Raw genomic sequence first — 12155 nt, forward strand, 5'->3', positions numbered from 1 at the left:
GGACCGCCGGATCTCCCGGCGATCCCTTTCTCGAACGTGTATCAGGGCGATTGCAGCAGGTTCGACTCGCCGATCCCGAGCTGCTGGATGCCGGTCGGCCCCGCGGGGAGGTAGACCTCGTCGTCGATGATCCGAATAGCGCTCGGTCCATAATACCAGGACTTGAAGTAGGCCTGGGCGAGCGGCGTCTCCGGCGCGTCGAGGTTCACCATCAGGACACCGTCCCACGTCGCGAGGAACGCGCGATGGCGCTCGACGTGCTGCAGCCACAGGTGGGCCGGCAGGTACGTGCTCGAGAGCGCGACGAAATCGTCACCGTCCGGACGCGGCGCAAAGACGGAGAACGAGGGGAAGAGGCTCGCGTACGTGGCCCCACGCGGCTGCCATTGCAGCCCCTGCACGGCCACGGGCAGGCCGCCCTGCTCCACGCCGATGGACTGCACCCGGCGGAACGGCAGATACGTGTAGTTCTGCAAAGACGCGAGGTCGCCCGAGAGCTCGAGCTTGGCGAGCCCCGAATCCACGAACTGCTCGCCCCACACCTCGTCCAGCGTGAAGAGGACCGAGCCCTGCTTGGCGACGACCTCGCCCGGGACGTTGATCGCCACGTCGATCACGGGCGACGCGGGGTTCGCGAAATCGACGCGACGAACGAAGTATTGCGCGTAAGGCCGAGGATCGAGCGGCACCTCGACGGGCTTCTTGACGGAGACGTAGAGCGAATCGCCGTCCTCGAGCAAACGAACCACGTCCTCCTCGACGGGCGTCTGGACGGCGGCGCCGATCTTCGGATCCGTGGGATCCGAGAGGTCGAGCGCCCGGAACGAGTATTGCCAGGTCGTGGGGTAATGGACGGTACTGTAGCAATAACCGGAGACCGTGACCTCACCCTCCGCGATCGGCATGCACGTCGGCTCGGCGTTCAAGTGGTCCGTGCAGGAGGCAATCCCGCCGACGCAATACGCGGGGTTGCCATTGATCTCGTAACAGTCGCGCTGGCCCGCGTAATACGTGCAGCCCTCTTCACCGTAGCAGCTAGCGTTCGAGAACACGTACTCCGAGCACTGGTTCACGTCGACCGGGTCGTGATCCACGAACTCTCTGCGGGTGAAGACGAGCGAATCGCCGATCGCGTGGACGGACGAACTGTAGGCATAGCCCTGGTAGAAGGTCGACACCCCGGGCAGCTCGGTCGTGACGAGCGAGCCGACCTCCACGGGATTCGTGGGGTCGGAGAGATCGTGGACGTGCACGGTGGTCGTGTAGTTCGGCCAGCCGTTCGGGACCGACTGCACCGTGACGAGTTTGTCCTCGCCGATCTGGAAGATCGACGCATCCTGAGGCACCTCGATGCTCGCGACGGGCGCGGCGAGCTCGGCGTCCTCACCCCTCGGGACGATCTCCACGGTCTTCGGGGCATTCGAATTCCACCACCAGTAAAAGTAATTCGGCTCCTTCACCCGCGCGAGGTGGGAATCGCCGATCGGATGGACCGCGCTGTACTCCGGCGCGAGCTCGAGCTGATCGAGCTCGACGGGGTTGTCCGGGTTCGTCTGGTCGTAGACGCGCAGCTCCCGCTCGGACAGGTTCGCGCCATTCTGGTTCGGCAGGCGGAAGGCGCGGCGCACGGGATCCGAATGCAACATGACCCCGCGCTTCGTCACCGTGTGGTCCGAGAACGTAAAGATCTGGACCGCCGATTTCGCCTCCCACCCGTTCGGCCCGTACTGGTGGCCGTAGAAGGGCAGGAGAACGAGGCCCGTCTCCGTCTCGCCGCTCGGCGAGAGCACGTTCACCGCGCTATCCGACACGGTGAACGCGCGGTGATCCCAGTTTGCCTCGGACCAATTCCATCCGCCGCCCTGCCCGCCGACCTCGGCCCGCGTCACGAGCGGGTTCGGGTTCTGAAGGTTCGTGATGTCGTAGAGGCTCACCGCAAGCTTGCGCGAGCCATTCTCGTCATTCACCCCGATGCCGATGAGGCGCGACGCGGAGAAAGCCGGCCGGAAGAAATCGTTCCACCCGGAGACGATGAACTCGCTCTTCTCCTCGACGTCGCCGTCCGCTCCGACCGAGAAGGCGTGGAACGGATCCGTCTGCCGGTATGTCACGGCAAACGCCCGATCGTCGAGGAAGATCGCGCCGAACATCGCCTGATCCGTCCCGAAGGCGGCGTGATCGATGGGGACGAGCGCGTCGAGGTTCGAGGTATCGAACGTCGTGAGGTGGCTCTGCTGGCCGACGCCCCACCGCGGCCCGGAGAAGACGCGCAGGACGTCGCCGCGCAGATCCATGTGGAATTGCGAGCGCACGAAGCCCGGGACCGTGACCTCGTCCCGCAAGGTCATCGCGCCGTCGATGTTCGAGATGTCGACGACCGCGACGTTGCTGCTCTGGTTCTCCCAGGCGGAGCTGCCGCGGGCCACGAGCAGGACGTCGCCCTCGGCGTGCACGTCCGTCACGTCGCCGCCGAGCGTGATCTCCGATTTCGAGATGAGCTTCGTGGGGGCGACGTCGAAGCTCTTCACGGTGCTCGTGAGCACGTAATCCCAGGCGTTGTCGACCTTCTTGTACTCCCACAGGCTCGCGGCGACGTACAGCGAGTCCTTGCTCGCGCCGTTCGCATAACGGCTCGTCTGGATGTAGCCCGGGATGTATCGCTGCGAGAGTAGCTTCGGGTGTTGCCGATCGGCGACGTCGACGAGCAGGATCGTCCCGCCCGTTCGGTTCTTCACGACGAGCTTCTCGGGGTGCCCTTCGTAGCCGGACCACTCGTTCAAGAGGATGATGGCGCGATCGCCGTCGACGTACATCTCGACGGGCGTGCCCTGAATGGGCAAACGGCCGATGATCTCCGTATTCGAGAGGTCGCCGATGTCGATGACCTGCAGGCCCCGATAGAGGTTCAGGTTGAGGAGCGTGCCGTCGCCGAGGACACGATAGATATCGCCCTCCTCGAGCTCGCGCTCTTCCTCCTCCTCTTCTTCCTCTTCCTCCTCTTCCTCTTCTTCGCCCCACTGGAGCCAGGGTTCGTCGGCGGAGAGGAACGAGGTGGCGCCTTGCGCCGGCATCGGCGGCGGCTCGGGGCGCACGTTGGGGCCGTGCGGCAGGGGCGGGAGCGGCCCGATATCCCGCGGCCCGTCGGGGACGTCCGGGAGCACGGGATCGAGGTTGATCCCGCTGCCTCCGCCGAGCGGCCCGCCGGTCGGGTCGGAGCCGCAACCGGCGCACAACATCACGAGGAGGGAGCCACAAAGCCCGGCACGCGACAGGGAATAACCGGCCCGGAGAGCCCGCATGACCTTCGTCCTTTCAGTGATCCCGGAACGAGCCACGAAATCTCGAAGATCTAACCCATGCTGGCAAGAAGGGTCAAGCAGGAGGCACGCGTACCAATCGTGCTCTCCAGAAGGCACGGGCGTTCAGGGGTGGACGTACACGAGCGTGCCGCCGGCGGGGGTCATCGCGCCGTGCCAGGCGGCAGGGACGGGCGGATCGGTGAATTCGAAGAGCCAGGCCGCGTCCGCGGGCGAGACGTTCACGCAGCCATTGCTGCGCGCCTTGCCGAATTCGTCGTGCCAGTAGGCGCCGTGAATCGCGTAGTTCTGGTGGAAGTACTGGACGTAAGGCACGTCGTGGAGCTCGAAGGCGGCCTCGCTCGCCGGATCTCCGTCCATCGTCGCCGTGACGTGCTTCGATTGCACGAAAAACGTGCCCTGGACCGTGGCGCCCGTGGTCTCCGGGTCCGAGAGCCCGCCCCTGCCCGTGGAGACGAGCGTGGCGAACACGGGCGAATTTCCCTCGTAGGCGACGAGCATCTGCAGCTCGATCGAGATGTCGATCCAGCGCTTGCCGCGCTTCGCGTGCCCCCAGAGATCCTGCCCGAGCCGGCCGATCCGCAGGCTGCTCGACGCGAGCCACACGCCCTCGGTGGTCTCCAGGTAGGCCGCGAGCGCCTCGCCCGGTTTGCCCTCCACGCGGTGCTCGCCGCCGCTCGACGCGCGCCCCGTGAGCACCCAGCCGCTCCGGAAAGGGACGTACTCCGCGGGCCGAAGCTTTCCCTCGTCGTCGGACCGGAGCGCGCGGAGGCCCTGGTGCATGACGAACGCCGGCACGCCCGGGGCCTTGAAGACGACGCCACGCAGCTCCGAGAGGTGCGCGGGCCGCGTGCGATCGATCGGCACGAGATCGAGCTCGGTCGTGAGGCCGAAGCGGCGGCCCGTCCAGTCGAAGGAGGCCATCAGCCCGAAGGCCGATCGCGCCTTGGCGCGGCCGCGGTGCGCGGGAAACCGGACCTTCTCCTCGGCACCCGCAGGCTTCGGCAAATCGCGGCCGGATTCGAGGAAGGGCGAGATCGGATCGGCGTCGCCGATCGTCCTGCCAATCTCCTGCACGATCCAGGCATTCATGCCCCGGGCGCCGAGGGGGCGGCCCTCGACGGTCCGTTGCTCCTCGGGCGTGGGGAGGTGGACGTAGAGGTGCGGCGGGGGGCTGCGCGAGACGACGTAATCGTACGGGAAAGGCTCGCCCCGGCGCGGGCCGCGGACGGCCGCGAGGGCGACCGGATGCGCGACGTCGAGCGTCGCTCCCGTGCCCACGCAGACGTATCCGCGCGGGTGGATCCGATAAAAGCCGCCCTTGCAGCGCTTGAAGCCGGCGGGCTCGGCGGCCCGCGGGACGAGGGCGCCGGCGCGCAAATAGCCGAGCCGCGTGGACTGGTAATCGGGCGCGATGTACACGAAGTTGCGCATCGCGATGCTGGCGAGCTCGTGGCCCTGGCCCGGCTCGAGGTCCGCGGGCGCGGGCCCCTCGGGCTCGGGCTCGCTCGCGGCCGAGGGCTCGGGCGGGAGCGGGAGCGCGCCGCCCGAGGCGAGCGAAGCCGCGGGCACGGCCGGATCGGGCCCCTCGACGGAGCGGCCCGGCGGCTCGTCGGGCGCGCCGCACCCGACGAACGCGGAGAACGCCAGGGCGAGCGCGACCGAGCGCGCTCGCGGCACCTCGTTCGGGGGCGTTCGGCGCGCGTCCACGGCGGGGACTATAGCCGATCCTCACGGAACGCGCGGGGTTTGCCCGCGGAGGGGGGAACTGGCATTTTTGGGCTCCCGGAGAGGGGTCGGGTCTGCTAGGTTGAAGGGCATGGATCCGAAGCCTGATCGCTCGACGGTCCTCCTCGCGCCGCCTCGTGGCGGCGGCGCAGCGCTGTCGTTCCCACCGTCAGGCTCCCGCCCGGGACGTTTTCCGCCGGTCGACGAGCACATCGTCGTGCCCGAGACGACGCGGGACGAGATGATCCGCGGCCGCAAGGTCGTCGCGCAGCCGGCGCTCGAGCCCCACGCGGACCTGCAGACGAGCCTGGACTTCTTGATCCTCCCGCACGTCCGACCGGGCTACCGGCCCTCGACGGAGCTGCTCACGCGCGTGTCCGAGGGCTCGAACTTCGCGACCGACCTGTCGATCCGGCGGGAGGGGCAGGATCCGGCCACCGGGCGGCGTTTCCTGGAGGAGATCTCGTTCGAGATCGTGAACGAGCAGCGCGTGCGCGACGTGCTCGAGAAGGCCGAGGAGCTCGCGGAGCGCGGCGTTCGTCGGGTGTTCGCGATCTTCGTCAAGCGCCGCGAGGTCTGCGAGTGGTCGACGGAGAAGCGCGCGTTCGTGCCGCTCCTCCTGGACGGCATGCTCGAAGATCCGTGCTTCGTCCGCCCCATTGCGGTGCGCGCGCTCCTCGACGTGCAGAACGCGGAGCACGAGGTGGTGCGCGCGCTCGAACGAAAAGGAAACGCGGAGCTCGAAAAGCTGAAGGAAGGCGCGCGTGAAGCGGGCCGCGAGGAAGGCCGCGAAGAAGGTCGCGAAGAAGGTCGCGAGGAAGGCCGTGAAGTCGGCCGCGAAGAAGGCCGTCGCGAGGCGCTCCGCACCCTGCTCCGGGCCCGCTTCGGCGAGATCCCGGCGAACACGGAGGCGCGGATCGCCGGGGCTCCACGCGCCTCGCTCGACGCATGGATCCTGCGCCTGCTCTCCGCGACGATGCTCGACGAGGTCTTCGCGGAGCCCTGAGCATCTGCGCGGGGGCGACCCTTTACGCTCGCGACATCGATGAGGCACGATGGCTCCCCATGCCTCGCGCCCTCGCCCTGCCCCTGGCCCTCGTCACGCTGTTCGTCCTGCCCGCCTGCGGCCCGTCCGAGGGCTCCGGCAGCGGCGGCGCTGCGTCGAGCGGATCCCAGCAAAGCAGCGGCACGGGCGGCCATGGTGGTGACGCGGGGAGCGGGGGCGCGGGCGGCAGCGGCGGCGGGGCGGGCGGCGGCGATCCAGGCCCCTCGGCTTGGCAAACCGTGCTCGACGCGCAGGACCTCGACGGCGCGGTGCTCTCGATCTGGGGCGCGAGCCCCTCGCACGTGTTCGCCGTCGGCGGGCCGCTCGGAAACGAGGGATTCGAGACGCTCGTGGTGCACTTCGACGGCGCCACGTGGAAGCGCCTCGCCCCGGGTGGCGCCGAGACGTACTGGTGGGTGCACGGCACGGGCCCCGACGACGTGTGGTTCGTCGGGGAAAAAGGGCGCATCACGCACTGGGACGGCGCGTCGTTCACCGAGCACGCGTCCGGCGTGGACGCGACGCTCTGGGGCGTCATGGCGTTCTCGAAGACCGAGGCCTTCGCCGTGGGCGGCACGCCCGGCGGTGGGATTGGCGCGCCAAACGACATCGTCCTCCGCTGGGACGGCGCGACCTGGAAGCCCGAGCCGCTGCCCGGCGCCCCCCTTGGCCGCACGCTTTACAAGGTCTGGGGCAGCGCGCCCGACGATCTGTATGCCGTGGGCGAGAAAGGGACGATCTGGCGCAAGAAAGGCGCGGCGTGGTCGCTCGTCGAGCCCGCGCCCACGCAGGGAAAGCTCTTCACCGTGTCCGGGTGCGGGGCGCAGGAGGTGTACGCCGTCGGCGGCGCCGTCGTGCTCCGCTCGGCCGGAGACGGTTTTTCCGAAGTGAACGTTTCGTTGACGAACCTCGTCAACGGCGTCGCCTGTGGCCCCTCGGGATCGGCGCTCCTCGTGGGCGACGGAGGGCAAAAGCAGAGGCTCGTCGACGGGGCGTGGATCGACGAGTTCGTCCTCGAACCCTATGACGATCTGCACGCGGCGTGGTCCGACGGGGCAGGCTCGTTCTGGGCCGTCGGGGGTGATTTTTATGCGCCCAAAGCCGCAGGGGCGCGGCGCAAGGGCGTCGTCGCGCGGTACGGACCGGGCACCTTGCCCGGCGTGGTGCAATGAGCGCGGCTCAGCCGCCCTCGACCTCGTCGAGCATCGTGGTGAGGGCTCGGAGCGCGTCCACGGTCGTGAAAAGACCGACGACCGTGTCGCCGTCGACGACGACGGCCGAGCCGTATTTCTTCTCGGCCATGGTGCGCGTGACCTCGGCGAGCGGACACTCGGGCGAGACGCTGTAGGGCGGGCCGAGGATGAAGTCCTCGACGCAAGCCATGCCCGCGTCGACGACGCGCATGTTCTCCACGATCTTGAGCTCGCGCTCCGAGAGCAGGCCGATGAGCTTGCCGGCCTCGTCGACGATGGGCAGGTGCCGGAAGCCGTGCTCGTCGAGCAGCTTCATCGCGCGGGCCATGGTGGTCGTGCGCGGGACGGTGAGCGGGCTCCGGGTCATGTAGTTGCTGACGATGCGGCGCGTTCCCATGCGCCAACGCGGTACCGCGACGCGACGCGCTCCGCAAGCGGGGAGCAGCGTGTCACGTGACGTCATGTCCGTCAGAGGGGAGGCAGGACGGGCGCGAATCGCTCCTCGAACGAGGCGTCGACGAGCAGGCTGCGATCGAGCTCGACGGTCGTTCCGTCCTTGCCGACGAGCCGGTATCGCGCCTCGCCCATGGCGTCGACCGCGACGAACGAGATCGTCCGGGCGCGAAGGACGGGCTCGATCGCGAAATACCGGGTCAGAAAGGCCCGAATGCGCTGCGCCGCCCGCTCGTTGTCCATGTACACGCCGCCGTGCGGGAGGCGGAAATAGACGCGGCTCTGGGCGTCGACGCGGACGTAATAAAATGCGTGGCTCTGCACGCCGTGCCCCCAGAAGCCGACGAGCAAATATCCCTCGGGGGCGGTCCGGAGAAACGGGCCGATCTCGGCCTGCGCGAGGGCGACCCCGTGCGCGTGCGCGATCTCGGAGCCGACGAGCATCGCCGCGCCGTCGAAGGGCAGCAGCGGATGCTTCGGGAGCATGCCCTCCGGCGGGAGGATGCCGAACCGGTCGCGGAAGGTCTGAACGAAGTCCTGCATGGGCACGCGCCGGGCTCACCAGAGCACGCGCCCCTCCATTCCACCGGCGACGAGGAGCGCCTCGCCCGAGAGGTGCCCCGACATCGCGGGAGAGGCCAGAAACAGGACCGACCGCGCGACGTCCGTTGGGGTCGCAAGCTTTCGGAGCGGCATCGTGCGCAGCGTGGACTCGAGCGCGCCGTGCTCTGCGAGGCACGCCTCGACCATCGGCGTCACGGTCCAGCCCGGCTCGACCAGGTTCACGCGGCCGCGCGGATCGAGCGCCACGATCTCGTTCTTGAGCGAGAGCAAAAGGCCCCGGAGCCCGGCCTTGCTGACCGCATACTCGCTGTGCCCGCGCTCGCCGAAGCGGCCGGCCGTGGAGCCGACGAGGACGAGGCTCGCGCCACGTTCGTCCGCGCGCGGGCCTTTTCGCGCGAGCGCGGCGAGAAACGCGCGCGCGGTCCACAGCGCGCCGAGCAGGTTCGTCTCGACCACGTCGCGGGCGCGGGCCGGATCCATCTCGTGGAGCGGGGTCGCGTCGGGCGGCCAGATACCGGCGCACGCGACGCAGACGTCGACCCGGCCGAACGTCGCTTCGGCCTCGCGCATGGCCTGGTCCACGGCGGCGGGATCACGCACGTCGCCCACGAGCGAGACGGCGCGGGCGCGGTCTCCTTCGGGCATCCCGCGGCGCGAGAAGGCGACGACGGAGGCGCCCTCCTCGAGGAACGCGCGGCATATCTCGTTGCCGATGCCGCCGGAGGCGCCGGTCACGAAGACGACCGAGCCCTGTAGTTCCAGGTCCACGGAAGTCCGCATAAAACGAATGCGGCCCGACGACAAGCACGAGCCGAGCCTTCCCCTTCCCTTCGAGCCCGGCCCTGCGATAGCCTCGCAGTGATGCAGCGCGGCGGCAAACGAGCATTCGGTCGGATGGGAGCGTGGTGCGTCATGGTCTTGACTTTCGCGGGGCTCGCCGCCTCGTGCGGGGGCGGCGGCGCGAGCACCCAGGTCGAGACGCCGAAGACGCCGGCCGTGGCCGAGCTGCCCGCCTGCACCACGGAGGCCTGCGAGGACCTCTCCGCATGTCCTTTGACCTCCAAGGAGCACCTCGACGCCTTCAACTGCCGGCCCTGCGGCGAGGACGCGGCGAAGGACTGCGAGGACGCGAAGGCCTGCACGGTGCGCGACGCGAGGAGCCTCGAGGCGCTGATCTGCCGGGCGATCCGGCAAGAGGTGCCCTGCCAGGCGGCCACGGCGCGGGCGCTCGAAGGATGGCGCAAGGACGGCGAGCTGCCGTTCGTCGACGAACCCATCGTGAAGCGCGCCGTGGAGGAGCGTTACGCGCGGCACGCGAAGGCGGCCCTCGCCTGTCCGAGCGCGCCCGCGCGTTGAAGGTTTTTCCTCAACGCACGAAGACCGGGTTCGTGAAGGAGAGCGGCGGGACGCCGGGCACGTAGGCGTCCATGGGCTTGCTCCCGCGGGCGATGGCGAGGATCCAGTCGCCCTTCTCGAACGTCTCGCGGCTGCGCTGCTCGATGGGGCCCTTGCGGCCGGTGATCGGGAAGGTCCGCAAGGTTTTTCCGCGCTTGACGAGCTCGATCCGATCGATCTCGATCCACGGCGGCGCGTCGACGCGCACGACGACCTCGGCCTCGCCCGGCGCGATCGTCTCGCCCATTCCTTTGCCCGAAACCTCGATCCGGACGAAGGGCCCTCCCGAGACGCTGACGTTTCCCTTCCGCAGCGCGTCCACGAAGGCCGCCTCCGCGACCGGGCGTTTTCCGTCGTTCCCGACGAACACCATGTTCCGGGGCAAACCCGCCTCGTGGTAGACGAGCTTGTGCGAGTCGGAGTTGCCCGTGCCGACGACGCGGAATCCGGCGTCGAGCAGCGCATACCAGTCGCGTAAGACCGGCTCCACGCCGGCGATGTAACGGGAATGGTCACCGTTGTAGACCTCGAGCAGATCGAAGCCCATGTCGGCGATCGGGGAACGGTCGAGCCAGCCCTTGAGGTCGTCCGTGTCGAGGCGGAGGAGCTCGAAGTATCCGATGCCGCCCCAGCGCGGGTGGTTCACCTGGAGGATCGTGCTGGTGCCATAAGGTTTTTGTGCGCGCGCAGCGGCGAAGATTTCGGCCGGCAGGACGCCGATCCAGGGGAGCGGCGGGGACGCGGGGAGCATGGGGAAGACGTTGAAATGGCCCCAGGCGGGCGAAGTGACCTCGTCGCCGACGATGCTCACGAGATCGGAGGCGAGGCCCATTTCGCGGATCGTGGGGCCGTAATCGGTGACGGCGTTGTGATCGGTGGCCACCGCGACGTCGACGCCCACGGAGACGAGGCTGCGCACGCGCTCGGCGAGCGGCGCGGGGGCGTCGGGGGAAGGCTCGGCGTGGAGGTGCAGATCGGCCGAGACGAACCCTTTCGTGTCGACGACACGCTCGAGCTTCGCGCGGACGGAGACGTCGCGGCCCGCGGCCACCTCGATGTCTTCCTCGTGGGCCGAGTACGAGAAGCCGCGCGTGAGGGCGACGTGGTATTTGCCGGGCGGGAGGAAAAGCTCGCGCTCGCTCCGGTCGAGGTAGACGACGTTGAGGGCCGCGCCGGCGAGGGGCTCGTCGCCCCAGTCGGGATCGGGCGTGCCGTCCTTGCCACGCACGAGGAGCCGCGCGGGGATGGGCTTTCCGCCCTCGGTCGCGGCGACACGCAGGCGCCCGGCGGTCGGTTTGGCGCGAAGAACCTCGGCGGCGAGGGATTCGACGCGGATCCAGGGGCCCGGCGCGTGGCCCGGCGCGACGAGGCGAGCGTCGAAGCAGCCCTCGGGCAGGTCGATCGCGCGGTCTGTCTTGCCAAACACGCGCTCCTCGGCGCCGAGCTCGGCATAGATGCGGCGGCGCCCGGCGCCGTCACAGCGGGCGAGCTCGACGCGGGCGCCGCGAACGGGGAGCGCGGGGAGCGAGATGCGGCGGCGGGCGGCGGGGGCGCGGCAGGGCAAGGCGAGCGCGGCGTCGCCGGAGGAGCGGTCGCTCAGGGTGACGGCGATGCGGCGTCGCTCGGAGGCGCCGGCGTGGACGACGGGGACGACGCGTTCGCCGGTGAGGGCGGCCTCGAAAAACCCATATTCGGGCGAGCCGAAGCGGGCGAAGAGCGGGCCCTCCGCGGAGCACAATGCGTACGCGGTGCCGAGGCTCTGGCGGGCGACGAACTCGGTCCGGAGCTGCAAGGCGCTCGTGACGGGGCCGGCGCCCTCGACCCAGGTGGGCACGTTGCCCCAATGAATGTTCTCGCCGAGGGTGACGGCGAGCGCGGGGAGGCGCTTGGCGGCGCCGGGAGGGCCCGGATCGACCGGCTCGATCTCGGGCGAGGCGACGGCGACGCTCTCGATCCAGAGCGCATCGCCCGGGCCGAAGAAATAAAAGCTCACGTGCGAGAGGGGCTGTCCACGCACGGCGCGATCGACGCGGACCACGTTTTTCTTTTCGCCGACGAGCTCCACGCGGACGACGTCGGTGGCCGCGACGCCGAGGCCAATCTGGAGGACGGATTGCAGAGAGACCATTCCATCCGCGCCGCCCTCGGGGCCATAATCGACGAGGTGGCCGCGCGCGGAGACGACGGCGACGCGGCCCGCGTGCGAAAGAACGAAATCCCCGGTGCGGGCGTCGACCCGCAAGCCTTTGAGCGGGACGTTTTCGCGCGACGCGACGGGCGCGGCGGTGCCGAGGGCGCCGGCCGGAGGATCGACGGGGACCTCACGCGGGACGACGGGCGCGGGCGGCTCCTCGGGGGGATCCGAGGCGGAAGCGCCCGTGGGGCCGGTGGGCGCGGCGGCGCAGGAGGCGGCGAGCGCGGTGAGCGCGAGGGCGAACGGGGAGGAGAAACGCATCGAGG

The 12155-nt window shown here is 69.5% G+C and carries 9 protein-coding genes; 3 read left to right on the plus strand and 6 right to left on the minus strand.

Annotated features, from left to right (window positions below; genetic code table 11):
* Window positions 1-41: 41 nt before the first annotated feature.
* Both QHF85_RS21470 and QHF85_RS21475 read right to left on the minus strand, forming a co-directional pair.
* Complete coding sequence (locus QHF85_RS21470) at window positions 42-3236, minus strand: beta-propeller domain-containing protein (RefSeq protein ID WP_281329121.1); 3195 nt, start codon at window positions 3234-3236, stop codon at window positions 42-44.
* A gap of 186 nt (window positions 3237-3422) precedes the next feature.
* Window positions 3423-5027 (minus strand): L,D-transpeptidase family protein, encoded by a 1605-nt coding sequence (locus QHF85_RS21475; protein ID WP_281329122.1) that lies wholly within the window; start codon window positions 5025-5027, stop codon window positions 3423-3425.
* Between the two features lie 109 nt (window positions 5028-5136).
* Here QHF85_RS21475 and QHF85_RS21480 point away from each other — a divergent pair, with 109 nt between their 5' ends.
* Window positions 5137-6051: a hypothetical protein gene (locus QHF85_RS21480; protein ID WP_281329123.1), complete on the plus strand. Its 915-nt coding sequence runs from the start codon at window positions 5137-5139 to the stop codon at window positions 6049-6051.
* Between the two features lie 59 nt (window positions 6052-6110).
* Window positions 6111-7262: a hypothetical protein gene (locus tag QHF85_RS21485; RefSeq protein WP_281329124.1), complete on the plus strand. Its 1152-nt coding sequence runs from the start codon at window positions 6111-6113 to the stop codon at window positions 7260-7262.
* 7 nt (window positions 7263-7269) lie between these two features.
* Here QHF85_RS21485 and QHF85_RS21490 read toward each other — a convergent pair whose 3' ends face one another.
* The 3 genes from QHF85_RS21490 to QHF85_RS21500 form a co-directional block, all read right to left on the minus strand.
* On the minus strand, window positions 7270-7680 hold the full coding sequence (locus tag QHF85_RS21490; RefSeq protein WP_281329125.1) for a CBS domain-containing protein: 411 nt from the start codon (window positions 7678-7680) through the stop codon (window positions 7270-7272).
* Between the two features lie 71 nt (window positions 7681-7751).
* Window positions 7752-8279: a hypothetical protein gene (locus QHF85_RS21495; protein WP_281329126.1), complete on the minus strand. Its 528-nt coding sequence runs from the start codon at window positions 8277-8279 to the stop codon at window positions 7752-7754.
* 15 nt (window positions 8280-8294) lie between these two features.
* The gene (locus QHF85_RS21500) at window positions 8295-9068 is read right to left on the minus strand and encodes an SDR family oxidoreductase (protein WP_281329127.1); all 774 of its coding nucleotides are present in this window, start codon (window positions 9066-9068) and stop codon (window positions 8295-8297) included.
* Between the two features lie 144 nt (window positions 9069-9212).
* On the opposite strand from QHF85_RS21500, the gene QHF85_RS21505 reads away from it, so the two are divergent.
* A complete protein-coding gene (locus QHF85_RS21505; protein ID WP_281329128.1) occupies window positions 9213-9656 on the plus strand; it encodes a hypothetical protein in 444 nt (147 codons plus the stop codon).
* Window positions 9657-9666: 10 nt separating this feature from the next.
* Here QHF85_RS21505 and QHF85_RS21510 read toward each other — a convergent pair whose 3' ends face one another.
* Window positions 9667-12150, minus strand: a complete 2484-nt coding sequence (locus QHF85_RS21510; protein ID WP_281329129.1) for a CehA/McbA family metallohydrolase — start codon at window positions 12148-12150, stop codon at window positions 9667-9669.
* Window positions 12151-12155: the final 5 nt, after the last annotated feature.

Source organism: Polyangium sp. 6x1, from assembly GCF_029946515.1.
GTDB lineage: Bacteria > Myxococcota_A > Polyangia > Polyangiales > Polyangiaceae > Polyangium.